Genomic DNA, 26,731 nt, shown 5'->3' with positions numbered 1-26,731 from the left:
ATGTCCTCCAGCAGTCCCGCCCCCGCCCCCAGCCCGCTGCTCACCCTGCCGGGCGCCGTCGCCGCCGAAGCGCCCGACGAGGGTGTCGCCGCCCACTACGGCGACCTGTTCAAGGAGCAGCGCGCGCTGGCCGACGGGGCCGGTTTCGTGGACCTCTCGCACCGCGGTGTGGTCACCGTCTCCGGCACGGACCGCCTCTCGTGGCTGCACCTGCTGCTGACCCAGCACGTCGAGCAGCTCCCCGCCGGGCAGGCCACCGAGGCGCTGATCCTCTCCGCCAACGGGCACGTCGAACAGGCCCTCTCGCTCGTCGACGACGGCACGGCGGTGTGGCTGCACACCGAACCGGGCAAGCAGGGCGAGCTGATCGCCTACCTGGAGAGCATGCGCTTCTTCTACCGGGTGGACATCGCCGACCGCACCGGCGACGTGGCCGTCGTCCACCTGCCGGCCGGCTCCATCGCCGAGGTGCCCGCGAGCGTGCACGCCGTGCGGGAGACCGCGCACGGGCGGGACCTGTTCCTGCCGCGGGACGAGCTGTCCGCGTTCGCCGACGCCCACGCACCGGCGGTGGGCGTGCTCGCCTACGAGGCGCTGCGGGTCGAGGAGCACCGGCCGCGGCTGGGCCGCGAGACCGACCACCGCACGATCCCCCACGAGGTCGGCTGGATCGGCACCGCCGTCCATCTGGACAAGGGCTGCTACCGGGGGCAGGAGACCGTCGCGCGCGTCCACAACCTGGGGAAGCCGCCGCGGCGGCTGGTCTTCCTGCACCTGGACGGGAGCGAGGTGCGGCTGCCGGTGCACGGCGACGCGGTGCGGCTGGCCGCGGGCGGCCTGGAGGGGCGGCAGATCGGTTTCGTCACCACCTCCGCCCGCCACCACGAGCTGGGGCCGATCGCCCTGGCCCTGGTGAAGCGGAACGTCGCCCCCGACGCGGAGCTGATCGTCGGCCCGGAAGCCACCGCCGCCGCGCAGGAGATCGTCGTCGCCCCCTGAAGTGCCCGGTGGGCCCTCACACCTCCAGCAGCACCGTGAACGGGCCGTCGTTGGTGAGGGAGACCTTCATGTCGGCGCCGAACTCCCCGGTGGCCACCTCCGCCCCCGACGCCCGCAGTTGAGCCACGACTTCGTCGACCAGCGGCTCGGCCACGTCCCCGGGCGCGGCACCGTTCCACGTGGGGCGGCGGCCCTTGCGCGCGTCACCGTAGAGAGTGAACTGACTGATCACCAGCAGCGGCGCACCGGTGTCCGAACACGACTTCTCGTCCTTCAGGATCCGCACCGACCACAGCTTCCGGGCGAGCCGCGCGGCCTGCTCCTTCGTGTCGTCGTGCGCCACTCCGACCAGCGCGCACAAGCCCTCCCCGACTATCCGACCAACGGTCCGGCCCGCCACGGTGACGCTCGCGCCGTCCACTCTTTGCACCACTGCTCGCATGCCGCCCATCATGCCCGGCCGCTCGCCGTCGGTGCGGCGCGGCCGCCACGAGGGGGACTGAGCGGTGCGAGCGGGGGGCACTCGGTGGCACGATGCGCACACGCGGTGCGTTCAGCAGGTACCGCGGAGCTACCGCGAATGGGATGAGGGGACACAAGCCCATGGGCACAACCGGAGCGGGCCGGGCTGAGACCTCGCGAGAACCCGGGGGCGGAACCCCCGGGGAACTACCGGAGGATCCCCGGCTGCACGCGCTGCCGCTGCACGAGTTGCGCCTGCACGAGCTGCGCGCCCTGCGGCGTTCGGCACAGCAGGACGAGGCGGACCTGAGCTACGTGCGCAGGCTGCTGCAGGGGCGGATCGACATCCTCCGCGCCGAACTGGCCCGGCGCAGCTCGGCCGGCTCCCCGCTGCTCGACCTGCTGCCGCAGATCCTGGCCGACAGCCCCGCGGGTCACCGCTCCGCCCGGCATGTGACTCTCGCCGCACCGCGCGGCGAGGAGTACCGCGCGCTCGCGGAGAAGATGCTGGCCGAGGTGGAGCTGAGCGATCTGAACGCCCGGACGGACACCGAGCTGCACGAGGCGCGGGGACGGCTGGAGGAGTACGAGGAGGAAGTCTCCCGCCGCCGCCAGTCGTTGCAGCACACCGCGGACGACTGCAGCACCGAGATCGCCCGCCGCTACCGGGAGGGCGAGGCACAGGTGGACGACCTGCTGCCGTGATCGCGCCCCGGTGCAGGCGGGGTACGCGGACGGCCGGGGACGGCCCGCCCGTGTCCGGGACGGCGGGGGTGTCCGTTTTGCGGGCCGACAGCTCCGGTTACGGTGAGGGGCACACTTTTTCGACTGCACTGTTCGTCAGTCGTCTGCCAGCCGTTCGTCAGCGCCGTACGCAGGTACGCCAGGTACGCCGAACATCACCGGAAGGTTCCGAGATGCCCGACATACTCCCCGTGCTCGCCGAGGTCGTCAGGTCCGGCTTCACCGAGGGGCGGCACCGGGGCTCGCTGGTGGTGCTGGCGGCGGACGGCAGCGTCACCTGCGCGCTGGGCGACCCGGAAGCACCCGTCTTCCCCCGCTCCTCGAACAAGCCCTTCCAGGCCGCCGCCGTCCTCCGCTCCGGCCTGGAGCTGTCCGGCGAACGGCTCGCCCTGGCCGCGGCCAGCCACTCCGGGGAGGGCTTCCAGCTCGACCTCGTCCGCACGATGCTCGCCGAACACGGCCTGACCGAGTCCCACCTGCGCTGCCCCGCCTCCCTGCCGCTGGACGAGGAGGAGGCCGAGACGTTCCTGGCCGCCGGGCACACCCGCACCCCGCTGGCCATGGACTGCTCGGGCAAGCACACCGCGATGCTCGCCGCCTGCCGGTCCGCCGGCTGGCCCCTGGACAGCTACCTCGACCCCACGCACCCGCTGCAGAAGCTGGTCCGCGAAACCCTGGAGGCGGCCACCGGCGACCCGGTCGCCCACACCGGCGTCGACGGCTGCGGCGCCCCGCTGATGGCCGTCTCCCTCACGGGGCTGGCCCGCGGCTTCCGCTCCGTCGCACTGGCAGACGCCGACACCCCCGAAGGACAGGTCGCCGCAGCGATGCGGGCCCACCCCGAGTACGTCGGCGGCACCCGGCGGCACGACACATGGCTGATGCGGGAGCTGCCCGGGGCCGTCAGCAAGATGGGGGCCGAGGCCGTGCAGGGGTTCGCCCTCCCGGACGGGCAGGCCCTCGCCCTCAAGATCGAGGACGGCGCCGGCCGGGCGCTGGGCCCCGTGGTGGCCCGCGCCCTCTCTTTGCACATGGGTGTCAGCTCCCCCGTGCTGGAACGCATGGCGACGGTTCCGGTGCTGGGCGGCGGCGTGCGGGTCGGCGAGGTCCGCGCGGCGTTCTGAGGCGTGCCGCGCCGTGCTCTGCGGCGCCCGGCTCCCGCCGCGGTCCGAGGCGTGCGGCGCCGTGATCCGGAACCCACGGCGGCTCCGGCACGGGACAGCGTCCGGTCGTCCAAAGCGTCCCGCCGGGGAAACCCGGATGCGGGCGGGCACCCACCGCGCCTAGCGTGATCGCATGGTGAACGGTCCGCAGATCCGCACCCTGTCCCCCGACGACTTCCCCGCGTGGCTGCGCGCCGTCGCCACCGGCTTCTTCCGCGGCCCGGACGTCGGCCCCGAAGAGGTCGCCGTCCGCACGCTGGGCCTGGACAGCCAGGCGGCGCTCGACCGCACCCAGGGCGCCTTCGACGGCGGACGCTGCGTGGGCACGTACCGCACCATGCCGCAGGAGCTGACCGTGCCGGGCGGCGCCGTGCTGCCCGCCTGCGCCGTCACCTCGGTCACCGTCTCGCCGACCCACCGCAGGCGCGGCCTGCTGATGGCGATGTCGGCCGCCGCGCTGGACGCCGCCAAGGAACGCGGAGAGGCGTGCGCGACCCTGATCGCCGCCGAGTACCCGATCTACGGGAGGTACGGCTTCGGTCCGGCGGCCTGGGGCGCCGAATGGGACGTCCACGTGGCCCGCGCCGGCCTCGATCGGCGGTACGCCGGCCCCGCCGACCTGGGGGACGGCGGGCGGGTGGACCTGGTGGACGCCGCCGCGTTCCGCGCGGTGATGCCCGACGTCCACGACCGCTTCCGCACCAGCGTCCACCGGCAGGGGGCCATCGACCGGAACGGCAAGTGGTGGCGGGTGGCCACCGGCGACCTGCGCTTCCCCGGTGACGGCTTCGTCCCGCCCTTCCACGCCGTCTACCGGGACGCCGAGGGGCGGCCGCAGGGCGGGGTGAGCTACACCTGCGACAACGCCTGGCAGGCCAAGCAGCCCGAGGTGTCCGTCGCCGTCAAGGACCTGTGCGCCACCTCGGCGACGGCCGAGACGGCGCTGTGGCGGTACGTCCTGGCCATGGACTGGGTGCAGCGGGTACGGACCGGGCTGCGTGCCCCCGACGACGTGCTGCCCCTCCTGCTGCCGGACCCGCGGGCGGCCCGCGTCGTCAGCCACACCGACTGGCTGTGGCTGCGCCCCCTGGACGTGCCGCGCATGCTGGCCGCCCGCAGCTACCCGTACGCCGCAACGCTGGTGCTCGACGTCCACGACAAGGACGGATACGCGGGCGGCACGTTCCGACTGGAGACCGCGGCGGCCGGGGCGGCGGGGACGGCGGGTAAGGGGACGGCACAGTGCACCGCCACCGGCGACGACCCCGACCTGTCCCTGGACGTCACGGAGCTCGCCGCCCTCTACCTGGGCGACGAGTCCGCCGTACGGCTGGCCGCGCTGGGCCGGGTGACCGGGCACCGCGAGGGGGCCGTCGAACAGGCGGACGCCCTCTTCCGTACCGCGCGGCGCCCGTGGTGCCCGGACATGTTCTGACCGGGCACCACGCGCCGGCCGCCCCGCCTCGCGGAGCCGTCGTCAAGCCGCCTTCCCCGTGGCGTGGGTGAGTGGGAGGGGAAGGCGGCATGACAGCGGCCGCCGCACGGTCAGGGGTGCAGCAGCAGGGTGGCGAGCACCAGTGCACCGGCCGTGCTGCACCCGGTGTGCCGGGCCTTGAGACCGATGCTCAGCAGCAGGAACCCGACGAGGCCGAGGACCCCGAAGCGCACCTGGACGAGCTGTTCGAAGAAGACGACGGCAGCGGCGACAGCGAGCGCGAGGAGCGGCATGGCGATCCCTCCTTCTCGGACACGGGGGCTCCGCCTCGGACGAGAACGTCCTTCCAGGACGAGGGGTTCTCCGACGCGGGGAGGAGCGAGCTGTCTCGGGCACGGGACGAGCGGCAGGTGCACGTTCAGGTGCCTGCGGGGTGCGTGCGCCCATGCATCGTCGGACGGGCGGATCGACCGGGGCCGGCGGGCCGAAGGAAAGCAGCGGCGATGGCGTCTGCCATGTCAGCGAGTTGGCGAGTTGGCGACCAACTCACCGAATACATGCCCAGTTGTCCGCCATCTGAAAACCAACAGCGACAACTGACGCCTTTCTCCTCCGAGTTGTATGGTCGTGGGCGTGACCAGGAAGTCCGCCTCCACCAGCGTCCGCCGCCCACGCGACGTGGTCGCCGACGCCCTCCGCGCACGCATCCGCAACGGCGACTACACACCCGGCAACCGACTCCCCACCCAACGCGCCCTCGAAGACGAGTTCTCCGTCGGCCGCAGCGCCGTCCGCGAAGCCCTCGCCGTCCTCACCCGCGAGGGCCTGCTGGAGAACGTCGGCCGCGGCTCCTCACCGACCGTCGCCGAACCCGACCGCCACACCGAGGCCCCCCGCAGCGCCGGAGTGGAACTCACCGACCGGCTGCACGAGGCGTTCGGCGCCGACCACGTCACCCTCGACGCGTTCTCCCTCACCACCGAAACGCTCAACAACGCCCTGGCCTGGCCCGTACGCCAGGTCATGGACGGCCGGCTGACCCCCCGCACCGTCACCGCCCGGGTCCTCGTCCCCAGCCTGGACGCCCGCCTCGCCCTCCCCCGGCTGATCGACGACCCCGACGATCCCAAGCCCCGCCGCCGGCTGCACCAGATGCAGACCAGCTACGTGCACGCCGTCGACAACTCCCTCACCTCGCTCGCCCGGTTCGGCGTCGAGGTCTCCCTCGCGGTCCGCGCCGTGCCGCTCACCCCCACCCACAAGCTCTACCTGCTCAACCGCCAGGAGGCCCTGATCGGCTACTACCAGGTCGTCCGCAACGAAGAAGCCGCCTACCAGGGCGAACAGCTCTCCCTGTACGACGTGCTCGGCCTCACCGCCAAGCTCTTCCGCTCCACCAGCGGACCCGACGCCCGCGACGAACAAGAGGTCGCCTTCGTCGCCGAGTCCCGCCAGTTCTTCGACTCGCTGTGGAACACCATCGCGACCGACTTCGAGTGAGCTCCGGGCAGACCCGCAGGGTGCGATCGGGTGACCCGCACAGTCACCGGGCGAGCGGACGGGGACAGTTGGATACAGTGCCGCCACTCGTGCGGATCCCTCCCCGAAGGCCCACCCCATGACCTCCCTCGCCCTCCGGCACGCAGCGGCCATCGGCTCGGTCGACGGCCCCCTCACCGGGCACCACCGCGAGTGGTACGTGGTCCGCCCCGAACAGCCGCTGCCCGGACTCGGACGCCTCAAGCTCGGCGCACCCCGCCCCGGAGTGCTGTGGCAGGACCGCCGCTACTTCACCTCCGAGGACGACGTCCTCCTCGACCTCGCACGGCTCGGCGTCCCCCGCATCCCGCCCGTACTCCGGCTCGACACTCCGCACGGCCTCGTCCTGCACGGCTTCGTCGAAGGCACCCCGCTGGCCGCGCTCTCCCCAGCAGGACGCCCGGTCCCCGCCGCCCACCTCCGGCAGATCATGGCCCGGTTCGCCTCCCTCAGCCGCATCCGCCCCCACCACCTGCGGGCCCGCCGCTCCCCCCGGCACCCCACCGCCCCCGCGCCCCGCCACGACCGCGACAGCGCAGGCTTCCTGCGGGGCATGCTCGCCTTCACCCAGGAACAGGCCCACCACGCCCGACGCCCGCGCTTCGGGGCACTCTTCGAGAGGCTCGGGCTGCCCGTCGACGCCCTGGGCCCCCGCTCCCGGCCCGCACGGGAGGCGGCACGGCTGACCGACCGCCCCTTCTGCCTCCTCCACGGCGACCTGCACCGCGCCAACCTCGTCGTCGGCACCGACGGCCGACTGTGGACCATCGACTGGGAACTCGCCGCTCTCGGCGACCCCCTCTACGACCTGGCCACCCACCTGCACCTCATGGACTACCCCGCACCGCAGCACGACACGGTCGTCGCCGACTGGTGCCGCACCGTCACGCCGCTGCTGCCGGGCGCCGACGCGGGGCTGGCCGAGGACCTGCCACGCCACCTCGCCTACAAGCGCGCCCAGTCCGTCTTCACCGACGCCGTACGGCAGGCCGTGACGGTCGGCGAGGCAGCCGGAACGCCGCAGTACGCCGACCGCCTGAGCCACGCCGCCGAGCTCCTGACCGCCGTGCTGACCCGCGCCGCCGACGCCCTCGACCTGACCGGCGTGCCCAGCGCCGGTGCCGTCGAAGCGGCGTACGACGACTTCTGCACCTCCACCCGCCACATCCGCACCCCGCCGACCGGTGCCCGATGACGCCCACGCCTGGAACAATCGCACCCCCACCCACGGGGTCCACAGGGGCCCGGCATCCCCCGCTCCCCGCGGGATCCCGGCGCCCGTGGCTCACGGGTCCACGGCGAGCGGCGAGGACGGTCGGCAATGCGTGAACTCACCTCGGCACAGTGCGTGATATTCGACTTCGACGGCCCCCTGTGCCGCCTCTTCGCGCGGCGCACCGCCCCCGCCGTCGCCGCCCGCCTGCGCGAGACCCACACACCGCCCTCCCCGCCCGGCACCTGGCCCGACACCACCGACCCGCTCCGGCTGCTCACCGCGGCGTTCCAGCTCTCCGAACCGACGCCCCTCGCGGTGACACCGGGACCGACACCCGCGACGCAGAAGCCGACACCCGTGGGGCAGGGGCCGACGTCCGTGGCGCCAGACCGCCTGGCGCAGGAGCCGACGCCCGTCGGACAGGGGCCGACGTCCGTGGCGCAGGGCCCCTCGGCGCAGGAGCCCGCGCCCGTGGGGCGGAAGACGGCGTCCATGGGGGCGGGCGGGAGCGCCTCGGAGATGGAACGGGCCCTGGCGCGGGAGGAGAGCGCCGCCGCGGAGAGTGCCTTCCCCACCGCATACGCGGACGCCCTCGTGCGGACCCTCCATGCGACCGGCCGCACCCTGGCCGTCGCCACCGACAACTCCGCCGCCGCCGCGGAGCGGTACCTCGCCGGGCGCGGGCTGCTCGACCTGTTCGCGGGCCGGGTCTGCGGGCGGGTGGGCGACGCGGGCGCACCGCGGCTGAAACCCGACCCGGACTGCGTCCTGCGGGCCCTGCACGCCGCGGGGGCCGCCCCCGCGGACACCGTGATGATCGGCGACTCCCCCAGCGACCTGCGCGCCGCACAGGCGGCCGGTGTCGCCTTCATCGGTTACGCCCGCAACGAGCGCAAGGAGGCGGAGCTGCGCGGCGTCGGAGCCGAAACGGTCGTCGACTCGCTGCGGGACGCCCTGCTCAGCATCGACCCGCTGGCCCACGTGTGAAGGCCCGCCGCCATCCGTACGCTGGCACCATGACCGACGCACCCACCCCCGCCAGCGACGAGCCCGCGCACGACCCCGAGATCCTGGAGCTCGCCCAGAAGGTGTTCGACCTGGCCCGGCACGGCGACACCGACACCGTCGCCGCCTACGTCAACGCGGGCGTCCCGGCGAACCTGACCAACGACAAGGGCGACTCCCTCCTCATGCTCGCCGCCTACCACGGCCACCCGGAGACGGTCCGCGCCCTCATCTCCCACGGCGCCGACCCCGACCGCGCCAACGACCGGGGCCAGACCCCCCTCGCCGGCGCCGTCTTCAAGGGCGACACCGAGGTCGTCCGCGTGCTCTTCGAGGCCGGTGCCGATCCCCGCGCCGGGGCGCCCTCCGCCGTCGACACGGCCCGTATGTTCGAAAAGCGGGAACTGCTCGCCCTCTTCGACGCCGACTGACCCCGCGCGGGCGCTCCCACGCGGGACCGCCCGCCCTGTCCGGGGGCGGGTCAGACCATGTTTCGGCCGCTCCCTACGCCTCTTTAAGCGCACTGCTCAACGCCGCTTCGAGGAGACCGGCCTCCCGGTAGTGGTGTCCCCGCATGCCCAGGGCGACGGCTGCCGCGACGTTCTCCTCCCCGTCGTCCACGAACAGACAGCGCTCCGGCGCCACCCCTGCCCGCTCCGCCGCCCTCCGGTAGATGGCGGGGTCCGGCTTGGCCACCCCCTCCCGGGAGCTGTTGACCACATGGTGCGCCAACCCGTCGAGCCCCAGCAGCGCGAGCTCCTCCTCCAGTTCCGCCGTCGCGTTGCTCACCAGCACCAGCGGCACGCGGGCGCGGACCCTCCGCAACACGGCCACCACCGCCTCGTCCGCCCGGAACGGCGCCTGCGCCAACGCCGAGGCCAGCTCCCGCGCCGTCCCCCCGGCGACCCCCCGAGAACCGAGCGCCTCCGCGACCGACACCGTCCACTCCGCCTTGGTGGTCTCCCCCAGCAGCAGCGGCCGTCCCCGCTCCGGCGCGAACGCCAGCCGCGCCGTCGTCCCGGCCTCCAGCCCGGCGAGCTGTTCGAGACGGGCCAGCCGCCCCGTGTCGTAGAACCGGATCACGTTGTCCACATCGCACAGCACCGCATCGAACGAGGGAACGGACGAGGACCCGGGCGCGGGCGATGGTGTGGGCAGCGGCGTCGTCATGCGCGCTTCCTAGCACGCGGACCGGATCTCCGAGAAGAGCTCCGCCACGACGATCGGCCGCATCCGGGGTCGCTTCCCGACCCGACAGCCGTTGCCGACCACCACCGGCCCGTCGCGCTGACGCCCACTTACCGCACTGCTGTCCGCTCTTGAAGCCGGTACGTGCTTGGGGAGCCGGTACCTGCCCTTCGGGCCGATGCCCGCTTGCGGGACCGACGCCCGCCCGTCGAGCCGAAGCAGCCCGCCGGACCGACGCCCGCCCTCAAAGCCAGTACCCGCCCGCCGCGCTCACACCCACCCACCGAGCCGGTACCTGCCCCTCGGACCGATGCCCACTTGCGGGACCGACGCCTGCCTTCGGAGCCGGTGCGTGCTCCCGGAGGCGACACCTGCTCTTGGTGCCGACGCCTGCCACTGGAGTCGGCGCCCACGTGTTGGGCCGACACCCATTTCCGGGGTTCCACCGGCTTGCCGGGTGCCAGCGACTTGCCCGGTTCCAGGAGGGTTGCGAGCTGTCATCGGCTGGCGAACCGTCCGCTGGTGAGGGCCGCCCGTCGGTGAGGGCCCTCACTCGGGTTTGCGGGCCTCGATGAGGAAGCGGGACGAGTGCGCCACGAAGGGGCCCTCGGCACGCATCCGGTCGTGCAGCTCGCGCAGCTTCTCCCCGTACCGCTCCACCGTGAACCCGGGCACCATCCAGACGACCTTCCGCAGGAAGTAGACGACCGCCCCGATGTCGAAGAACTCCATCCGCAGCCGCTCCGACCGCAGGTCGACCACTTCCAGACCGGCTTCCTCGGCTTCGGCCCGCTCGTCCTCGGGGCGCCGCCGACGGCGGGCCTCCGGCTGCGGTCCGAGGAAGTGCTCCACCAGCTCGAACACCGAAGCGGGCCCCACATGCTGGGCCAGGTACGCACCGCCGGGCTCCAGCACCCGGGCGATCTCCGACCACCAGGCCCGCACCGGGTGCCGACTGGTCACCAGGTCGAACCCACCGTCGGCGAACGGCAGCGGCGGCTCGTCGTCGTCCGCGACGACGACCACCCCGCGCGGCTGCAACAGCGCGGTCGCCTTGGCGACATTGGGCGGCCACGACTCGGTGGCGGCCATTGTGGGCGGCAGCTTCTCCGCCTCCGCAAGGACCTCTCCACCGCCGGTCTGCAGATCCAGCGCGGCGGAGGCGGTGGCCAGCCGCGCACTCATCAGACGCTGGTACCCCCAGGAGGGGCGCTCCTCGGTGGCACGACCGTCCAGCCAGGAGAAGTCCCAGCCCTCCACGGAAGCGGAAGCAGCCTCCTCCAGCAGAGCGTCGAAAGAGCGAGCCGGTTCCGCGTCTGAAGGTGCCATGACCGCATCTTCCCCGGCCGACCCGCCGCCGCCAACCGTGTTTCCGACGGCGGGCCGCCGCGCCGGTGACCGGCGGACACCGGCCGGCTCACCCGTAGCGGGCCGTCCGTACCGGGCCGTCCGTTGCCGGGGCATCCTTCATCGGGGCACCCCTCACCGGGCAGCCTTCCGTCACCGGAGCCCTCCGTCACCGGACGGCCGGGTGGTGGTCAGGCCAGGGCTGTGGAGACCCGCACCACCTCCCCGGCTTCCAGCGCGACGTAGAGGTTGCCGTCGGGCCCGACCGTGAGGCCGTGGGGTTCCGCTTCGGGGGCCGCCAGGGGGTGTTCGGTGAGGTGCCCGTCCGGGGTGCGTACCGCGATGCTGCCGGTCCCCCACTCGGTGACCCAGCAGGTGCCGTCCGGGGTGACCGCCACCGCGTGTGGGCGCGCGGCACGGTGGGGAAGCGGATACTCCTCCACACGGCCGTCCATGGTGATCCGGCCGAGCTGTCCGGCACCGATCTCCACGAACCACAGCTCTCCGGCTCCGCCCCTGTCGGGGCCACCGGCGATCCCCACCGGTGCGGCACCCCGGGTGGGGAGGGTGTGCACCGTCACCTGGCCGTCGAGGTCGATCCGGCCGATCGCGTCCGCCTGGTTCAACGTGAACCACAGGGCGTCGTCGGGGCCGGCCACCAGCGCCGAGGGGAAGCACCCGTCCAACGGCAGCGGGAACTCGGTGACCTCACCCTCCGTGGTGATCCGGCCGATCCGATGGACGTTGATCTCCGTGAACCAGAGCGCACCGTCCGGACCCGCCGCGATGCCGTACGGGCCGCTCTCGGGCGTCGGCAGGGCGAAGGAGCCGGCCTGTCCGTCCACCGTGATCCGACCGATGCGGTGGTCGCGGTAGCGGCTGAACCACAGGGCGCCGTCCGGGCCGGGGGTGATGACCGTCGGGCCGCAGCCGGGCACGTCCAGCGGGTGGGTCACCGTACTGCCGTCCGCCGCGACACGGGCGATCGCGCTCGCGTGGACGAGGGTCACCCACAGGGCGCCGTCCGGCCCGGTGACGACGTCGTAGGGGCCCGTTCCGACAGCGAACGTGGCCGCCGTGCTCATCGCCGGTCCCGCGGAGGACGCCGCGGCGGGTGGGGAGGAGGGGGTGGACGAGGTAGGGAGAGATGACGCGGGGAGGGACGACGCGGGGCCGGGTGGCTCGGGGGCGGACGGGGTGGGGGTCATGGGTTGCTCCTGTCGTCGGCCGCCCCCGCGGGCAGCGGGGTCGGTCGGTGCCGTGCGTGCCCATCCGGGGCGGGTTTTTCGAGGGCGAGGTGCGCGCCGCGCCAGCGCTGGCGGAGCCTGCGGTCGTGGCTCACGACGACCAGGGCGCCGTCATAGACGTCCAGGGCCTCCTCCAACTCCTCCGCCAGGGCGGGCGAAAGGTGGTTGGTGGGCTCGTCCAGCAGCAGGATGTCGACCGGCCGGGTCACCAGTCGGGCCAGCTCCAGCCGCTGTCGTTGGCCCGTCGAGAGCCGGGCCACCGGCACCTGCGGTTGCTCAGGGGCGAACAGACCCAGGGCCCGCAGCCGTTCCGCGTGCTCCTCCAGCGGGCCGGGCCGTCCCCGGGCGTAGGCCTGGAGAAGCGTCATCCCGGGGTCGGCCGTGCACTCCGGCTCCTGGGCGAGGTGACCGATCCGGCCCCGGCGCGAGATCCGGCCCGTGTCGGGCTCCGCCTCCCCCGCCAGCACGCTCAAAAGGGTGCTCTTCCCGGCGCCGTTCGGCCCCGTCACCAGCAGGCGTTCGCCTGCGGCGACCGTCAGTCCCGTGCGGGCCAGTCTGCCGCGGACCTCCACGCCCTCCGCGTCGAGCACCGTGCCCCGCAGGCCCGATCCGCGCGGCACGGCGGTGAAGCGCAGCGGTGCGGGCGGGGGCGGAACGGGATCGGCCAGCAGCCGGCGCAGCCGTTCCTCGGCGTTCCGCACCCGCCCGGCGAGGGACTGCTGGACACGGCCGCCCGCACGGTCGTACGCCATCTTGTTGCCGTCCTTCATCCCCCTGCCGGGGGCGACCCGGCGGGCCGTGGTGGCGGCGGTCTGCCGGAGCTGCTCGGTCTCCGCCCGCCATCGCTCGTGTTTCTCGGCCCAGCGGCGTCGGGCGGCGGCCTTCTCCCTCAGGTAGCCCGCGTAGCCGTTGCCGTAGCGCACGACCTCCCGCCGGTCGGCGTCCACCTCCAGCAGCGTGCTGCTGACACGCTCCAGGAACGTGCGGTCGTGGGAGACGGCCACCGTGGTGCCGCGACGTGCGCGCAAGTGGTTCTCCAACCAGCCCAGCGCGGCCTCGTCGAGGTGATTCGTCGGCTCGTCCAGCAGCAGCACTTCAGGGCTCGCCGCCAGGAGCGCGGCCAGCCGCAGCCGTACCCGCTCGCCACCCGACAGGCCTCCCACCGTGCGTGCCCGGTCCACCAGGCCCAGGCCCAGCCCGTGCAGCGCCCGTTCGACGCGGGCCTCGGCCTCGTATCCGCCGCGCAGCTCGTAGGCGGTCAGCAGTTCCCCGTACTCCCGTTGCACCTCCGCAGGGGAGGACGGCAGCGTCGCGGTGCCGTCGGCCGACATGGCCGCCTCCAGCACGCGCAGCCGCTGTTCCATCCTGCGCAGCTCGCTCATCGCGCCGTCGATGACCTGCTGGACGGTGAGCGTGGCCGGCAGTTGCTCTTCCTGCGGGAGATGGCCGACGCCGCCCTCGGCGTGCACCGTGATCTCCCCGTGGTCGGGTTTCTCCTCCCCCGCGAACAGACGCAGCAGCGTCGTCTTTCCGGAGCCGTTCTCGCCGACGACCCCGGCGCGGTCACCCGCCGAGAGCGCGCAGCTCACTCCGTCCAGGACCGTCCGGCCCTCGTACGACTTCGTGACGGCGGAGGCCGTGATCTGAGTAGGCATGGGTGTTCTTCTCCACAGCGATCGAGAGGGAAATCGAGGGGGAAGCAGCCGAAGCAGGCCGCAGGACCGGGGAAGAAACGCTCCGGATGAGCATCAGCAACTCCTCATTCCACGTTCGCCGCGCCGGTGGCGGACCCCGCCTCACACACGACCGAGACTTTTACCGCGACGCTTGTCGCGTTAAGATGGTGACACGGTCGCGGCCCGGCCGCAAGAGCGAGCGGAGACGGAGGCCCCGGCGCGGGGCGCGGGAGCCTGACGAGGTGAGGGTGAAGGGAGAGGGCATGGCGGCGACGGAGCGCGAGCAGGAGATGGCCGACGAGGAGAGGGAGGCCAGGGCGGGTGAGGGGCAGGGGGGCGGCGGTGCCGGCACGGCACCGGCCCCCGGGGCCCGGCGACCGGGGGGCCGGACCGCGCGCGTCCGCGAACAGGTCCTGGGGGCCGTCGGCCCGCTGCTGGTCGAGCACGGATACGACGGGCTCACCGTCGACGCCGTCGCCGCCCGTTCCGGGGTGCACCGTGCGACGGTCTACCGCCGCTGGCGCGATGTCGGCGGGCTGCTCGCCGACGTACTGGAAGCGGCCGGTGCCGACAACTGGGCACCGCCGGACACCGGTTCACTGGAAGGTGATCTCCGCGCGCTGAACGAGGAGGTGCACGCCGCGCTGACCGAGGAAGCCTCCTTGGCCGTGGCCCTGATCGCCGCCTCCTTCCGGTCCGAGGGCGCCGCCGAGGCGCTCCGCCGGTTCTGGGAGGACCGCTACGAGCGGTGCGCCGGCGTGGTCGGGCGCGCCGTCGCCCGGGACGAACTCGAACCCCCCGTCGACGCCCGAAGACTGCTGGTGGCTGCCACCGCGCCCCTCTATCACCACACGGTGCTGCTCCACACCGCACCGGACCCCGCGCTCCCCGCGGACGCCGCGCACACCGCGGTGCTCGCGGCGCGGGCGGGGGCTTTCGCGGGCGGCGGGAGCCATGCCGGGCCTCCGTCCGACACAGCGGGCCCGGCGACGTGACGCGCACCGGGCCCCCACGCGGGGACGGAGCCCACCGGTCCGCCGTCGACGCGGCGATCCTGGCCGTGGCCGGTGACGGACGCGGCACCGTCGAAGGCGAGGAACGCGGCAGCGGCCGCGATGTCGTCGGTCGCGACACCCGAGCGGCTCATCTGGCTTCGGGCCACCGGGAGCGGAACCCGGGCCGCCACCACGGTGCCGTGCCCCGCCGGGTGGGCCGACCGACGGCCGTACGGGCTGACCGGGCGCTTCGGCGCTCCCGCGCCGCGCGGGCCCTCCGGTACTCCTCCGCCTCCCCGATCAGCTGCTCCAGTCGGGACCTGTGCAGTTGGCAGCGGCGAAGGGCGTCAGCGAGCATCATCCGGCATCACCACGTCCGCCACCACGCAGCTCACGTTGTCCGGGCCGCCGGCCTCGTTGGCGAGACCGACCAGAGCGCGGACCGCGCGCTCCGGATCGGGTTCCGAGCCGAGTACCCGACGCACCTCCGCCGTCGCGACCACGGCGGACAGGCCGTCCGAACACAGCAGGTACCGGTCGCCGAGGCGCGCGTCGTGGAGGCGCATCTCGGCGGCTGCGGTGCCCCGCGCGCCGCGGACGCCCACGCCGTCCCGCACCGTGGCGTCCCGCGCCGTGGCGGTGGCCGCCGACGAGGCCGGGCCGCCGGTCAACGCCCGTGCGAGCAGGGAACGCTGTGGGTGCGAGGCGGCCTCCTCGGGGCTGAGGCGGCCCTCGTCGATCATGGCCTGCACCACCGAGTGGTCATGCGTGATCTGGAAGAGCCCGCCGTCGCGCAGCAGATACGCGCGGGAGTCGCCCAGGTGCACGAGAGCGAGGCGGGAGCCCGTCCACAGCAGGGCCGTGAGGGTCGTACCGATGTCCCGCCCTGTCTCCGCGGCCGCCAGGGGGTCCGGGGAGTCCGCAGAGTTCACGGAGGGTACCGCCACCCCGCGCACGGCCCGCTCGGCCTCCGCGACGGCGTCCTCCAGGGCGTTGAGCAGGTCCCCGGCGGGACCGGCGACCACCTCGGCCTCCAGCCGTTTGAAGACGTCGACGGCGGCGGCGCTCGCGGGGCCTCCCCCGCTGCCGAAACCGTCGGCCACGGCCAGCAGCCGTGAACCGGCGTACGCGGTGTCCTGGTTGCTCTCCCGGACACGTCCGCGGTCGGACAGAGCCGCGTAACGGATCACCGGCAGCGGGCCGCCGTCCCCCCGAGCACCGTGCCCTGTCGACGTCCCGTGTCCCGTCGGCATCTCCTTCCCCGGTGCCTGCCCCGTCGGCGTCCCGTGCGCCGCTGCGGCCCCACCGGCCGTCCCGGGGGCGCCGTCGCCGTAACGGTCATCGTCGCCCTTGTCGACACCGTCATTGCCGTGCACTCCGCTCACGAGAAGATCCCTCCCTGACAGGTGGTCGACGAGGAAGGTGGCCAGGTCGCGACCGGCGGCGGTCTCGGCCTCGACCGCCGCCCAGAAGGCCCGCACCTCCTGGGCGGCCCCCGCGGCCCCGGGCGCCTCCGCCAGCTCGCACACGCGCCGGATACGCGCCAGGGGCATGCCCAGGCGGCGCAGCCAGGCCACGAGGCGCGCCCGCTCCAGTTGGGCGGGGGCGTAGCGGCGGTACCCGCTGACCGGATCCACCCGCGCGGGGGTCAGCAGACCGAGCTCGTCGTACAGCCGCAGGGCTTTCGGCGACAGCCGTGCCGCCCTGGCGAACGCCCCGATGCTCAGCAGTCCCATGCCCGCCCTCCCTCGTCGAACCGGGTGCCTTGCCCGGCCCCGCCGATGCTGTGGCCTCCCCCCAGGGGAGGGTCAACACAGCGGTGACCCCGCTCGTGCGCCTAGCCTCGGTGACATGCGTGAACGGGAGCCCGGGCCGGTGACGAGGCACCATGTCGGCGTGGTCGCCTCCTTCGACTTCCGCCGCGAGGACGAACTGCGGCGATGGTTTCCGCCGACCGTGGACTGCACGGTGACGTTCACGCGGAGGGTCCCGTTCCGGGACAACCTCGAACTGGCCTCCGGCCTCGGCAGGCCCGAGCTGCTGGCGGAGCCGGTGCGGAAGCTCGCCGCGTACGGCGCGGAGGCCGTGGCGTACCTGTGCACCGCGTGCAGCTTCGTCGACGGCGTGGCCGGTGAACGACTGCTGCGCCGGACGATGGCGGAGCACGGGGCGCCGCGCGCGCTGACGACCAGCGGTGCGGTCACCGCAGCGCTCCGCGCCGTCGGCGCCCGCACTCTCGCCGTCGTCCACCCCTACCAGGAACCGGTCGACCGCCGTCTCGCCGCCTACCTGGAGGCCTCCGGCTTCGACGTCGTGGCCCTGACCTCTCTGCACCTGGATTCGGTCGAGGCCGTCGACACCGTGACCGGCCGGCAGGTGCTCGACGCCGTCACCGAAGGGGACCACCCCGAGGCCGACGCCGTGTTCGTGAGCTGCACCGCCCTCCCCACCTACGACGCCGTCCCGCTCCTCGAAGCCCGCCTGAGCAAACCCGTCGTCTCCGCGAACCAGGCCACTGCCTGGGCCCTGCTACGCAGCGTGGGCGCACCCCCGCACGGCCCCGGCCAACGGCTCCTCCCCGAGCCCCTCCCCGACACCGGCCCCCACTGACCTCCCCGCCTCACCCGCCCGACGCCCTCCCTCCCGGGCGCCGGGCCGGGCCACCGGTCCGGTACGCGGGCACGTCGACGGACGCCTGGTCGGGACACCGCTGACCGCCTTGACCCCCGTTCGGCGAGGCGCGGATGGGCACCCCCTCGCCCGGGAACAGGGCCTTGGAGGGCGGATTCCCCGTGAGGCGGGATCTTCACGGGGCGGGCTTCTCGTAGACCGATACGTGTCTGCGGCTGGCGGCGGTGAACGGGCTGTGGTCCCAGTCGGTGCAGCGCTCGCGGAGGCGCAGCCCGGCGAGCCGGGCCATCAGGTCCAGTTCGCTGGGCCAGCAGTAGCGGAGCCGTAGCGGCCGCAGGGTGGTGCCGTGCTCGTCGAAGGTCACACGCTGGTAGGTGACCGCCTGCTCGACCGGGTCGTGGAGCAGGAACTCCATGTCGACGGCAGTGTCGGAGAGGGCGCGGGTGGCGAGGCGTTGGTGGCGGTCGAACTCGGTCAGGTCCTGGACGAAGCACTCGACCACGAACACTCCGCCCGGTTCGAGGACCTTCGCGACGTTGCGGAAGCAGTCGACCTGGCGGCTCTGGTCCGGGAGGTTGAAGAGGGTGTTGAAGACCAGGTAGGCGAGTGGGAAGGTGCCGTCCACGGCCACGTCGGCCATGTCGCCGATCGTCACGGGGATGTCCCGTCCACCGGGCTTGGCACGCATCTGTTCGACCATGGCGGGTGAGCCGTCGATGCCGTGGACGGAGATGCCGCGCGCGGCCAGAGGGACGGCCACCCGGCCGGTGCCGATCGCGAGTTCGAGGGCACGCCCGCCCGCCGGTACGAGGTCGGCCAGGAAGTCGACGGTCGGGGTGGGTTCGTAGACGTCCTGTTCGTCGTACTCGTGGGCGTAACGGTCGAAGAAGGCAGGGTCGTTGAGTCCGGTCACAGCGGAGGAGCCCACCACCGCACGGCGCGACGCGCCAGCGAATAACCGCGCTGACGGGGTGCCGACGGGCCGGGGCGCAGCCCCCTCGGCCCCCTCACGAGCCGTCGGCGGAGCGGCGGGTCCGCCACGCCTGCCTGAGCACTTCGAGCTCACTGCGGGGAAAGTCTGCACCCCACTTGTTGCGGTATCCGCTCTCGCCATGGACCGTCGCGACCTCGTCGAAGCAGCGCACCACCGCGCGGGCGAGATCGTCCACCCTCAGCACCCCGGACCAGAGTTCGGTTCCGGCGTCGTCGTGGTCGCTGCCGTGCCGCAGTTCGAGCAGTCGGAGCCGGACCTCGTCCCGCTCCTGGCGGAAGATCCAGCGGAACGCGGTCGGTTCCGCCTCGAACTGCGCGCGTGTCTCCGGTTCGCCGGCCACGATCCGGGCCACCGCGGTCAGCAGATCCTCGGGAGCACTGCTGAGGTACGAAGCAGTGAGCTCGGCCTTCGCTGCGGGCGATGCGATTACGCAGTCGGCCCAGCCGTGTCCGACCGGCGTCCAGGTGATCCGGAAGTCAGCGGCCACGGCGCTCACCGAGGCGAGTGAGACGGTGCTGAACTGCGCGGAGGTGCCGGACGTCAGCCACAAGGGCCGACACCCGCTCCCCGCCTTCCGGCCATGCGGTCACCGAAGCACTGTATCTGCCGCGGCCTTCGGCGCCAGGGGCGTCGAGCCCCGCCGGGACCGGCCCGCCACCTGCCTGACCCGTCTCACCGAGCACTACGGTCGGCCACTGTGGATGCCACATTGGGCCACGTCATGTGCTGCAACAAGAAGGAGTGGGTCTGGTGAGTTCGATGGCGCAACCGGACGGAGCCGCAGGCGAGTGGCCGGAGCGCGTCGCCGCCGTACGACGTGGACTTGCCGCGCACGGACCACCGCGGCGTCCCGACGGCGCTCCGGACTTCGCCACCGTCAGGCTGCCTGAGCACGACTGCGACCAGGTGCGTGACCTCCTGGTGGAGGAGCAAGCGGGCACGGTCGTGGAGGTCGGGCTCGGCTATGCCGGCTCGGCGCTGGCCATCGGCGAGGCGCTGCTGCGCGCTGGTTCGCGGACCCCACGGCATGTGGTGATCGACCCGTTCCAGTACACGGCGTACGACGGTGTGGGGTGGGAGCTGCTGCGCGACGCCGACCTGGACGACGTCGCGGAGCTGGTGACCGAACCATCGCAGCAGTTCCTCGCCAGACTGGCCGGAGCGGGCTTCACCGCGGATGCGGCGTTCGTCGACGGCAGCCACCACTTCCACGACGTGTTCGTCGACCTCCACTTCCTGAGCGGGATCGTCCGCCCCGGCGGCATCGTGCTGCTCGACGATGTCTGGTGGCCGTCGGTCGCCGCCGCCGCGGCGTACTTCGAGACCAATCTGGGGTGGCGCCCGGTGCCGGACGCGCTGGCCGACGGGACGACCGACCCGGCCGGCGGCCGGCCGCGAACCCGGGCCTACCGACTGCCCGCTCCGCACCCGAAGCCCGACTTCAGGGAGTTCCAGCCGTTCTGCTGAACGGAATGCCGGCCCGGACACACCGGCCCCCCCAGGTGCAGCCACCCGGGTAGTCCGCGCGGTCGGGAGCCCTCCGCGCGACACTTGCAAGCAGGGTGCTTGCAAAAGTTAGCGCGTTGGGTGCACTCTGGGGGACATGGCCTCGCTCAACGTCGGGAACCTCGGCGAGTTCCTGCGGGAACAGCGCCGGACCGCGAAGCTGTCGCTGCGGCAGCTCGCGGAGGCCGCCGGTGTCTCGAACCCGTACCTGAGCCAGATCGAGCGCGGCCTGCGCAAGCCGAGCGCGGAGATCCTGCAGCAGTTGGCCAAGGCGCTGCGGATCTCGGCGGAGACGCTGTACGTGCAGGCCGGGATTCTCGACGAGCGGGACCGGGAGGACCTGTTGCAGGTGCCGGCCGCCATCCTGGCGGACTCCTCGATCAACGAGCAGCAGAAGCAGGCGCTGCTCCAGATCTACGAGTCGTTCCGCAAGGAGAACGCGGCCCACCGGGCAACGGCGCGCGAGGCGGCGGAAGCACCACAGGCACAGCCGCCGCCCGACGGGCCGGCGGAGCAGTAGAGGCCCCTGCGGCAGCGGTGCCGCCGCCGGGCGCACCGGGCCGCCGCCCCGCACGCCACCACAAACGAACCGGATCCAGCGAGCTCAGCCACGAAAGGCGTACCCTCATGCCCCTCGCGAACGACCTGCGCAAGACCCTTACCGACCCCACGCCGCTCTACTTCGCCGCGGGCGTCGTCGACAAGCTCCGCGAAGAGGCGCCCCAGGCCCTCGCGGCGGTCCGGGAGACGGACCCCAAGGAGGTGCAGGCGAAGCTCACGCAGCAGGCCAAGGAGACGCAGGCCAAGGTCAGCGAGACCCTCTCCGGCATCGACACGGACATCAAGAAGCTCCGCGAACAGGCGCAGCACCTCGCCCTCCAGGGGGTCGGCGTCGCCGCGGAGTACGCGGTCAAGGCCCGCGAGACCTACGACGACCTGGCGGTGCGCGGCCGGGAGGCCGTCAAGAACTGGCGCGGCGACGGCGAGCACGAGGCCCCCGAGGTGACCGTGGAGCGCGGCCCGGCCCAGCCGGTGAAGATCGCCGAGCCTCCGGTGGAGGAGGCGCCCCTCGACAGCTCCTCGCGGGACACCGCCGGTGAGGCCCAGGCGGCCGGAACCGGTAACGGCACCGCCAAGAGCGGCGCCGCGAAGAACGGCGCTGCGGCCAACGGCACTGCGAAGAGCACCACCGCCAAGGGCGGCACTGCCAAGAGCACGGCTGCCAAGAACGGCACGGCCCGCAAGGCGCCGGCGGCGCGGAAGCCGGCGACGCCGCCGAAGAGCGAGTCCTGAGGCCGCGTGCGTTCGGAACGGGGACGGGCCGGGCACCATTCTCGTGCCCGGCCCGTTCTGCTTGTGCTGGGGTACGGTGGCGGCAAGAGCCCCCGTGCACGAGAACCGCACGTCAGAGACCGACCGGGAGAGTGAGCACGATGATGTTCGAGCGCTTTCAGCTCACCGTGATGTCGCTGATCAGCCTCGTGCTGCTCGCCCTCGCGGTCTTCACGTTCGTGGACGCCGCGCTACGGCGGGAGGACGCCTACCGCGCGGCCGACAAACAGAAGAAGCCGTTCTGGCTGATCGTCCTGGGGCTCACGGCCGCGGTGAACATCTTCCCGATGCCGTTCTTCATGCTGCAGATCATCGGCCTGATCGCCACGATCGTGTATCTCGTGGATGTCCGCCCCGCCCTCAAGCAGGTCACGGGCAACAGCCGGGGCGGCGGGCGCGGCTGGGGCCGCCGCAGAGGCAGCAGCAGCGACGGACCGTACGGCCCGTTCAACGGTCGGTGATCCTCTCGGCGCTCGTGCCTCCTCCCACTCCTCCCACCCTGTCGTTGCCGGGGCCACTTCCCCCGTCCTCGCCGGGGGGCGGGTGGGTCACCGCTCGCGGTCCAGGAGGAGCACCGCCACGTCGTCGGTCAGTTCGCCGCCGTTGAGCCGCCGCACGTCGCTCATCGTGGCGTCCAGCAGTCGCTCGCCGCGGGCTCCTTCCGTCAGCCGCCGGGTGACGATGTCGAGCATGCCCTGCTGTCCGAGCCGCTCCCTGCTGTCCCTGCGCCCCTCGTCGACGTGGCCCTCGATCAGCCCGTCCGTGTACATCATCAGGCTCCAGGAGCGGCCGAGGGTGACCTGGCGGCGCGGCCATCGCGCGTACGGCAGCAGGCCGAGCGCCGGCCCGCTCTCGTCGTAGGGAAGCAGTCGGGGTGCTGCGCCGGAGCTGCCCGCGAACAGCGGGGAGGGGTGCCCGGCCAGGCACACGCCGGCGCTGCGGCCGTCCGCGGCGATGTCGACGGTGCACAGCGTCGCGAAGATCTCCTCGCTGGCCCGCTCGTTCTCCAGCACCTTCTGCAGGGTGCCCAGCAGCGCGTCGCCGCAGAGTCCGGCGAAGGTGAGGGCGCGCCAGGCGATGCGCAGCTCGACGCCGAGCGCCGCCTCGTCGGGGCCGTGACCGCACACGTCACCGATCATGGCGTGCACCACACCGTCCGGGGTGCGGACGGTGTCGTAGAAGTCGCCGCCGAGCAGGGCGCGGGAGCGGCCCGGGCGGTAGCGGGCGGCGAACCGCAGCTCGCTGCCTTCCAGCAGCGGCCGGGGCAGCAGTCCGCGTTCCAGCCGGGCGTTCTCCTGGGTCCGTAGCCGCGTCTCGGTCAACTGGCGTTGCGCCAGGTCGGCCCGTTTCCGGGCGACTGCGTAGCGGATGGCCCGGACCAGCAGCCTGCCGTCCAGTTCGTCGCGGAAGAGATAGTCCTGGGCACCGACCCGTACGGCGTCCGCGGCCCGTTCGGCGTCGCTGCCGTCGGTGAGTGCCAGCACCGCCTGGCGCGGGGCCATGCGCAGGACGCGCCGCAGGATCTGCAGCTCGTCGGCCGCACCAGGCATCGCGGCCTCACCGGGGACGACGGCATCACCGGGGACGGAGGTTCCACCGGAGACGGAGGTTCCACCGGAGACGGAGGTTCCACCGGAGACGGAGGTTCCACCGGAGACGGAGGTTCCACCGGAGACGGAGGTTCCACCGGAGACGGAGGTTTCACCGGGCATCGGAACCCGGTCCGGGATCGCCCCGCCATCGGCCGTAGCACCGGCCCCGCCCACAGCGGTCACAGCGGTCTCATCGGTCTCATCGGTCACGCCGGTCATACCGTCGTCGGCACCGGCGGCGGCGCCCCGCGTGGTGCGGGGGGCCGCCGGGCCGGGGCGCTCGTCCTCGTAGGGGAGGGCGAGGTCGAGCAGGATGCAGTGGACGTCGTCCGTGAGGAGTCGCGCGGCCTCGGTGAGGTTGCGGGCCGTGCGGACCCGTACGGGCTTGCCGTAGGCGTCGAGCATGCGCGGCACGCTGGCCGTCCCCGTGGGGTCGTCCTCGATGACCAGCAGGGTCAGGCTGCCGCCGGTTCCCGGTGCGGCCTGCCGGGCCGGCACCTCGGCGGACCGTGCCGCCGCCCCGGCCGCGGGCGCGCTTGCGGGCATGCTGAAACCTCTCCCTCCCCCGAGGGCGTGGTGCGCACGCCGTGCGGCGGCCACCATGACTCGGCCCGGAACGGCGCGCGGTGGTCGGGCGCTCGTCATCCCGGGCTCCGAGGAGGGACCTTAGCGTTCATGACGGCGCGGACGGAATGCCCGTCCTTCATCCGCCACGGTCATATGCCCGCGCCACGGCGGGAGTTCGTCGCAGGTCAGCGACCGTTCCACCGACTCGCTCATGACCAAGCTCACGCGAGGCATGTTCGGATGAATGGCACAAATGCCCCCATCGTGCCGCACTCAGGCCGCCCCGTCCCACCTGTCGGACCAGGCTCATCCGCGGGTGCCGCCCCGTCACCCTCGTACGGCCCGCCTCACTTGTCGGGGCGGACGACGCCCAGGATCGGCATGCTGCCCGCGCCCTCCACGGTGATCTGCCGCCCCGTACGCGGCGCGTGCAGCAGCGCACCGTCACCGGCGTAGATCCCGACGTGGCTGGCGTCCTTCTTGTAGATGATCAGGTCGCCGGGGCGCATCGTGGCGACCGGCACGTGCGGGAGCCGTTTCCACTGCTCCTGGGAGGTGCGCGGGATACGGACGCCCGCGGCCTCCCAGGCGCGCATCGTCAGCCCGGAGCAGTCGAAGGTGTCCGGGCCCTCGGCGCCCCAGACGTAGTCCTTCCCGAGCTGTGCGGTGGCCCACTTGAGGGCCCGGCGGCCGGCCGGGGACGCCTTGTCGTGGGTGCCCTTCAGCGCCCCGCTCTTCAGCCACTTCGCCTGCGCCGCCTCGGCTGCCTCGTCCTGGAGCTTGCGCAGCCGCTCCCGCTCGTCCTTCTGCAGGCCCGCCTCGATCTTCTTGGCCTTCTGCAACCGGCCGGTGATCTTCTTCTTGGCCGCGGCCTTCTTCTTGCGGGTCTTCTCCAGCTTCGTCCACGCCTGGGAGGCGTCCTTCGCGTCGCCGCTGAGCCGTGCGCGGGTCCGGGTGAGCGTGCCGATGAACGAGCGGGTGGCCTGCTGGCCCTTGTGTGCGAGGGAGAGGCCGCGCAGGAAGCCCGCGGGGTCGTCGTCGAGCAGGAGCTGCGCGGCCGGGGGTGCGCCGCCGTTGCGGTACTGGGAGCGGGCCATGGCGCCGGCGGTGTCGTTGAGCTTGTCGAGTTCGCCCTGGGTGGTGTCGATGCGGCGGGCGAGTGCGACGAGGTGTTTCTGCTGCTTCGTGGTGGCGGCCTCGGCGGCGTTGTACGCGTCCGTCGCCGACTCGGCCTTGTCGTGCAGGCGCTCGATGTCCTTGCGGATCTGCTCCAGGCTCGGTTCTCCGGTGCGCTGTCCTGTCGCGCCGGCGGCGGGCCGGTCGGGGTCGGCGTGGGCGGTGCCGAGTGCGGGCCCCGCGAGCAGTGCCATGGTGCAGGCGACGACGAGCGGGCCGTGCCGCCCGTGCGCGGGGAAGGTCGAGCTGATCAGCGGCCGTCTCACCCGGGCCACCCCATTTCCGTATGGTCAACTCAGGCCGGTGGAGCGGATAGTGCCATGCCGTTCCGAAAGACAACAGAGGGACGTACTGACGAGTATCGACGTGAGCGTTCGCCGGGAGGTGGTGACGGGTGCCGCTGTGTCCCACCCCCGCCTCCGCCCGCGACCGCGACCGCACTTGCGCCTGCGCCCGCGTACCGGGAAGGCCGTGGCCGGCGCTCCGGGCACGCTCCGTGGCCGGGCGGTCCGGCTGTGCGGGGCGTACCGGGCTGACCGCCGAGGTTCACTCCGCGTTCACCCGACCCCGTCGGCCGCTTCACCTGATCTGTCTAATTTCGGCCTTACGAAGAGCGCGGCACCCCCGGTCACCGGGACCGCGCCCCATAGCCAGAGAGCCCGACGGCCGGCCGGCCGTCGCTCCCGGGCCCAGGAAGGAACTGAACGAAAGTGAAGCTTCAGCGCACGAGCCGGCTCCGCACCGCAACTGTCGGCGCTCTCACGGTGTGCGGCGCCCTGGTCCTGAGCGCCTGCGGCTCGGACGACAACTCGGGCGGCTCCGGTGGCGAGACCAGCAAGGCCGCGAGCAACATCAAGTGCGACGGCGAGGGGAGACTGCTCGCCTCGGGCTCCAGCGCCCAGAAGAACGCGATGGACGTGTGGACGCAGACCTACCAGTCCGCGTGCGAGGGCACCCAGCTCAACTACAAGCCGACCGGTTCGGGCGCGGGCATCCAGGAGTTCCTCCAGGGCAAGACGGCCTTCGCGGGGTCGGACTCGGCGCTCGCGCCGGGCGAGGTCGCCAAGTCCAAGAAGGTCTGCAAGGGCGGCCAGGCGGTCGACCTGCCGATGGTGGGCGGCCCGGTCGCCGTCACCTACAACCTCAGCGGCGTCGACGACCTGGTGCTGGACGCGGACACACTGGCCAAGATCTTCGACTCGAAGATCACCAAGTGGAACGACCCGGCCATCAAGAAGCTCAACCCGGACGCGAAGCTGCCCGGCACCAGGATCCAGGCGTTCCACCGCTCCGACGAGTCGGGCACCACCGACAACTTCACCAAGTACCTGAAGACCGCTGCGCCCTCCTCCTGGAAGCACGCGCCCGCCAAGGCGTGGGCCGGCAAGGGCGGCCAGGGCGCCGACGGTTCGTCCGGCATCGCCACCAACGTCAAGCAGAACGACGGCGCCATCGGGTACGCGGAGCTCTCCTACGCGAGCGGCAACGACCTGAACACCGTCAAGCTGGACACCGGCGCGAAGAATCCGGTCGAGGCGACCACGGACAACGCCTCCAAGGCGATCGCCGAGGCCAAGGTCGTCGGCCAGGGCCAGGACCTCTCGCTGGACCTGAACTACCGGACGAAGGCCGCGAACGCCTACCCGATCGTGCTGGTGACGTACGAGATCGCCTGCAGCAAGGGCAACAAGCAGGAGAGCCTGGGCGCGACGAAGTCCTTCCTGAAGTACACCGCGAGCGAGGACGGCCAGAAGGCCCTCGCGGACAAGGGCTACGCCCCCATCCCGGAGGAGATCATCACCAAGGTCCGCTCCACGGTCGACAGCCTGAAGTAAGCACTCGACAGCCCGACGTCAGCGACCTGGCGTCGGCGAAACGGAGGCAGCGGCGGCCGGCACCGCGCGGTCGGCCGCCTCC

General features: G+C 72.9%; 26 protein-coding genes. 15 read left to right on the top strand and 11 right to left on the bottom strand.

Features of this window, described 5'->3' with window-relative positions; all coding sequences use genetic code 11:
• Nucleotides 1–999 carry a CAF17-like 4Fe-4S cluster assembly/insertion protein YgfZ gene (ygfZ, locus tag H297_RS0121135; protein ID WP_027738684.1) on the top strand — a complete coding sequence of 333 codons (999 nt, stop codon included), beginning with the start codon at nt 1–3 and terminating at the stop codon, nt 997–999.
• A gap of 16 nt (nt 1,000–1,015) precedes the next feature.
• Here the strand turns inward: ygfZ and dtd are convergent, their stop codons facing one another.
• Entirely contained in the window at nt 1,016–1,441 is a 426-nt protein-coding gene (gene dtd / locus H297_RS0121130; protein WP_027738683.1) for a D-aminoacyl-tRNA deacylase, read from the bottom strand.
• 161 nt (nt 1,442–1,602) lie between these two features.
• Between dtd and H297_RS0121125 the strand changes: the two genes are divergently transcribed.
• The 3 genes from H297_RS0121125 to H297_RS0121115 all read left to right on the top strand — a co-directional run bounded on the left by H297_RS0121125 (nt 1,603) and on the right by H297_RS0121115 (nt 4,803).
• Nucleotides 1,603–2,166, top strand: coding sequence for an RsiG family protein (locus H297_RS0121125; protein WP_027738682.1), 564 nt, complete (start codon nt 1,603–1,605; stop codon nt 2,164–2,166).
• A 212-nt stretch (nt 2,167–2,378) separates the two neighbouring features.
• On the top strand, nt 2,379–3,329 hold the full coding sequence (locus H297_RS0121120; protein ID WP_027738681.1) for an asparaginase: 951 nt from the start codon (nt 2,379–2,381) through the stop codon (nt 3,327–3,329).
• A 172-nt stretch (nt 3,330–3,501) separates the two neighbouring features.
• Entirely contained in the window at nt 3,502–4,803 is a 1,302-nt protein-coding gene (locus H297_RS0121115) for a GNAT family N-acetyltransferase (RefSeq protein ID WP_027738680.1), read from the top strand.
• 110 nt (nt 4,804–4,913) lie between these two features.
• Here the strand turns inward: H297_RS0121115 and H297_RS0121110 are convergent, their stop codons facing one another.
• Entirely contained in the window at nt 4,914–5,096 is a 183-nt protein-coding gene (locus tag H297_RS0121110) for a hypothetical protein (RefSeq protein WP_027738679.1), read from the bottom strand.
• A 340-nt stretch (nt 5,097–5,436) separates the two neighbouring features.
• Between H297_RS0121110 and H297_RS0121105 the strand changes: the two genes are divergently transcribed.
• From H297_RS0121105 to H297_RS0121090, 4 genes are all read left to right on the top strand, one after another.
• Nucleotides 5,437–6,303 carry a FadR/GntR family transcriptional regulator gene (locus H297_RS0121105; RefSeq protein ID WP_027738678.1) on the top strand — a complete coding sequence of 289 codons (867 nt, stop codon included), beginning with the start codon at nt 5,437–5,439 and terminating at the stop codon, nt 6,301–6,303.
• A gap of 118 nt (nt 6,304–6,421) precedes the next feature.
• Nucleotides 6,422–7,537, top strand: a complete 1,116-nt coding sequence (locus tag H297_RS37615) for an aminoglycoside phosphotransferase family protein (RefSeq protein WP_051352049.1) — start codon at nt 6,422–6,424, stop codon at nt 7,535–7,537.
• A gap of 126 nt (nt 7,538–7,663) precedes the next feature.
• Entirely contained in the window at nt 7,664–8,545 is an 882-nt protein-coding gene (locus H297_RS40395; RefSeq protein WP_051352048.1) for an HAD-IA family hydrolase, read from the top strand.
• Nucleotides 8,546–8,574: 29 nt separating this feature from the next.
• A complete protein-coding gene (locus H297_RS0121090) occupies nt 8,575–8,994 on the top strand; it encodes an ankyrin repeat domain-containing protein (RefSeq protein WP_027738677.1) in 420 nt (139 codons plus the stop codon).
• A 73-nt stretch (nt 8,995–9,067) separates the two neighbouring features.
• On the opposite strand, the gene H297_RS37605 is transcribed toward H297_RS0121090, so the two are convergent.
• The 4 genes from H297_RS37605 to abc-f form a co-directional block, all read right to left on the bottom strand.
• Nucleotides 9,068–9,733, bottom strand: a complete 666-nt coding sequence (locus tag H297_RS37605; protein WP_037794968.1) for an HAD-IA family hydrolase — start codon at nt 9,731–9,733, stop codon at nt 9,068–9,070.
• A gap of 567 nt (nt 9,734–10,300) precedes the next feature.
• Nucleotides 10,301–11,080, bottom strand: coding sequence for a class I SAM-dependent methyltransferase (locus H297_RS0121080; RefSeq protein ID WP_027738676.1), 780 nt, complete (start codon nt 11,078–11,080; stop codon nt 10,301–10,303).
• A gap of 209 nt (nt 11,081–11,289) precedes the next feature.
• On the bottom strand, nt 11,290–12,183 hold the full coding sequence (locus H297_RS0121075) for a virginiamycin B lyase family protein (protein ID WP_027738675.1): 894 nt from the start codon (nt 12,181–12,183) through the stop codon (nt 11,290–11,292).
• 119 nt (nt 12,184–12,302) lie between these two features.
• Nucleotides 12,303–14,000: a ribosomal protection-like ABC-F family protein gene (abc-f, locus tag H297_RS0121070; protein WP_027738674.1), complete on the bottom strand. Its 1,698-nt coding sequence runs from the start codon at nt 13,998–14,000 to the stop codon at nt 12,303–12,305.
• Between the two features lie 311 nt (nt 14,001–14,311).
• Between abc-f and H297_RS37600 the strand changes: the two genes are divergently transcribed.
• Nucleotides 14,312–15,016 (top strand): TetR/AcrR family transcriptional regulator, encoded by a 705-nt coding sequence (locus tag H297_RS37600; protein ID WP_051352058.1) that lies wholly within the window; start codon nt 14,312–14,314, stop codon nt 15,014–15,016.
• 347 nt (nt 15,017–15,363) lie between these two features.
• On the opposite strand, the gene H297_RS0121060 is transcribed toward H297_RS37600, so the two are convergent.
• Nucleotides 15,364–16,752: a MerR family transcriptional regulator gene (locus H297_RS0121060; RefSeq protein ID WP_027738673.1), complete on the bottom strand. Its 1,389-nt coding sequence runs from the start codon at nt 16,750–16,752 to the stop codon at nt 15,364–15,366.
• A 115-nt stretch (nt 16,753–16,867) separates the two neighbouring features.
• Between H297_RS0121060 and H297_RS0121055 the strand changes: the two genes are divergently transcribed.
• Nucleotides 16,868–17,626 (top strand): aspartate racemase/maleate isomerase family protein, encoded by a 759-nt coding sequence (locus H297_RS0121055; protein WP_027738672.1) that lies wholly within the window; start codon nt 16,868–16,870, stop codon nt 17,624–17,626.
• 196 nt (nt 17,627–17,822) lie between these two features.
• Here H297_RS0121055 and H297_RS0121050 read toward each other — a convergent pair whose 3' ends face one another.
• Both H297_RS0121050 and H297_RS0121045 read right to left on the bottom strand, forming a co-directional pair.
• A complete protein-coding gene (locus tag H297_RS0121050; protein ID WP_027738671.1) occupies nt 17,823–18,560 on the bottom strand; it encodes a class I SAM-dependent methyltransferase in 738 nt (245 codons plus the stop codon).
• Between the two features lie 94 nt (nt 18,561–18,654).
• Nucleotides 18,655–19,191: a hypothetical protein gene (locus H297_RS0121045; RefSeq protein ID WP_486589599.1), complete on the bottom strand. Its 537-nt coding sequence runs from the start codon at nt 19,189–19,191 to the stop codon at nt 18,655–18,657.
• Nucleotides 19,192–19,400: 209 nt separating this feature from the next.
• On the opposite strand from H297_RS0121045, the gene H297_RS0121040 reads away from it, so the two are divergent.
• From H297_RS0121040 to H297_RS0121025, 4 genes are all read left to right on the top strand, one after another.
• Entirely contained in the window at nt 19,401–20,108 is a 708-nt protein-coding gene (locus tag H297_RS0121040) for a class I SAM-dependent methyltransferase (RefSeq protein WP_027738669.1), read from the top strand.
• 136 nt (nt 20,109–20,244) lie between these two features.
• Nucleotides 20,245–20,667, top strand: a complete 423-nt coding sequence (locus H297_RS0121035) for a helix-turn-helix domain-containing protein (RefSeq protein ID WP_027738668.1) — start codon at nt 20,245–20,247, stop codon at nt 20,665–20,667.
• 107 nt (nt 20,668–20,774) lie between these two features.
• Nucleotides 20,775–21,440: a hypothetical protein gene (locus tag H297_RS0121030; protein ID WP_027738667.1), complete on the top strand. Its 666-nt coding sequence runs from the start codon at nt 20,775–20,777 to the stop codon at nt 21,438–21,440.
• A 140-nt stretch (nt 21,441–21,580) separates the two neighbouring features.
• On the top strand, nt 21,581–21,940 hold the full coding sequence (locus tag H297_RS0121025; RefSeq protein ID WP_027738666.1) for a DUF2516 family protein: 360 nt from the start codon (nt 21,581–21,583) through the stop codon (nt 21,938–21,940).
• Between the two features lie 87 nt (nt 21,941–22,027).
• On the opposite strand, the gene H297_RS0121020 is transcribed toward H297_RS0121025, so the two are convergent.
• Complete coding sequence (locus H297_RS0121020; RefSeq protein WP_486589607.1) at nt 22,028–23,476, bottom strand: SpoIIE family protein phosphatase; 1,449 nt, start codon at nt 23,474–23,476, stop codon at nt 22,028–22,030.
• A 509-nt stretch (nt 23,477–23,985) separates the two neighbouring features.
• A complete protein-coding gene (locus H297_RS0121015) occupies nt 23,986–25,089 on the bottom strand; it encodes a C40 family peptidase (RefSeq protein ID WP_486589598.1) in 1,104 nt (367 codons plus the stop codon).
• Between the two features lie 435 nt (nt 25,090–25,524).
• On the opposite strand from H297_RS0121015, the gene pstS reads away from it, so the two are divergent.
• Complete coding sequence (gene pstS / locus H297_RS0121010) at nt 25,525–26,649, top strand: phosphate ABC transporter substrate-binding protein PstS (protein ID WP_027738663.1); 1,125 nt, start codon at nt 25,525–25,527, stop codon at nt 26,647–26,649.
• The last annotated feature ends 82 nt before the right edge of the window (nt 26,650–26,731 follow it).

The organism is Streptomyces sp. CNT360 (assembly GCF_000424785.1).
This window is presented reverse-complemented; position numbering and strand designations above follow the sequence as displayed.

Bases quoted from the DNA above. Each gene is read 5' to 3' on its own strand.
- ygfZ (WP_027738684.1), top strand. From the start codon at position 1: ATGTCCTCCAGCAGTCCCGCCCCCGCCCCCAGCCCGCTGCTCACCCTG.
- dtd (WP_027738683.1), bottom strand. From the start codon at position 1,441: ATGCGAGCAGTGGTGCAAAGAGTGGACGGCGCGAGCGTCACCGTGGCG.
- H297_RS0121125 (WP_027738682.1), top strand. From the start codon at position 1,603: ATGGGCACAACCGGAGCGGGCCGGGCTGAGACCTCGCGAGAACCCGGG.
- H297_RS0121120 (WP_027738681.1), top strand. From the start codon at position 2,379: ATGCCCGACATACTCCCCGTGCTCGCCGAGGTCGTCAGGTCCGGCTTC.
- H297_RS0121115 (WP_027738680.1), top strand. From the start codon at position 3,502: ATGGTGAACGGTCCGCAGATCCGCACCCTGTCCCCCGACGACTTCCCC.
- H297_RS0121110 (WP_027738679.1), bottom strand. From the start codon at position 5,096: ATGCCGCTCCTCGCGCTCGCTGTCGCCGCTGCCGTCGTCTTCTTCGAA.
- H297_RS37615 (WP_051352049.1), top strand. From the start codon at position 6,422: ATGACCTCCCTCGCCCTCCGGCACGCAGCGGCCATCGGCTCGGTCGAC.
- H297_RS40395 (WP_051352048.1), top strand. From the start codon at position 7,664: ATGCGTGAACTCACCTCGGCACAGTGCGTGATATTCGACTTCGACGGC.
- H297_RS0121090 (WP_027738677.1), top strand. From the start codon at position 8,575: ATGACCGACGCACCCACCCCCGCCAGCGACGAGCCCGCGCACGACCCC.
- H297_RS37605 (WP_037794968.1), bottom strand. From the start codon at position 9,733: ATGACGACGCCGCTGCCCACACCATCGCCCGCGCCCGGGTCCTCGTCC.
- H297_RS0121080 (WP_027738676.1), bottom strand. From the start codon at position 11,080: ATGGCACCTTCAGACGCGGAACCGGCTCGCTCTTTCGACGCTCTGCTG.
- H297_RS0121075 (WP_027738675.1), bottom strand. From the start codon at position 12,183: ATGAGCACGGCGGCCACGTTCGCTGTCGGAACGGGCCCCTACGACGTC.
- abc-f (WP_027738674.1), bottom strand. From the start codon at position 14,000: ATGCCTACTCAGATCACGGCCTCCGCCGTCACGAAGTCGTACGAGGGC.
- H297_RS37600 (WP_051352058.1), top strand. From the start codon at position 14,312: ATGGCCGACGAGGAGAGGGAGGCCAGGGCGGGTGAGGGGCAGGGGGGC.
- H297_RS0121060 (WP_027738673.1), bottom strand. From the start codon at position 16,752: ATGGGACTGCTGAGCATCGGGGCGTTCGCCAGGGCGGCACGGCTGTCG.
- H297_RS0121055 (WP_027738672.1), top strand. From the start codon at position 16,868: ATGCGTGAACGGGAGCCCGGGCCGGTGACGAGGCACCATGTCGGCGTG.
- H297_RS0121040 (WP_027738669.1), top strand. From the start codon at position 19,401: ATGGCGCAACCGGACGGAGCCGCAGGCGAGTGGCCGGAGCGCGTCGCC.
- H297_RS0121035 (WP_027738668.1), top strand. From the start codon at position 20,245: ATGGCCTCGCTCAACGTCGGGAACCTCGGCGAGTTCCTGCGGGAACAG.
- H297_RS0121030 (WP_027738667.1), top strand. From the start codon at position 20,775: ATGCCCCTCGCGAACGACCTGCGCAAGACCCTTACCGACCCCACGCCG.
- H297_RS0121025 (WP_027738666.1), top strand. From the start codon at position 21,581: ATGATGTTCGAGCGCTTTCAGCTCACCGTGATGTCGCTGATCAGCCTC.
- H297_RS0121020 (WP_486589607.1), bottom strand. From the start codon at position 23,476: ATGCTCGACGCCTACGGCAAGCCCGTACGGGTCCGCACGGCCCGCAAC.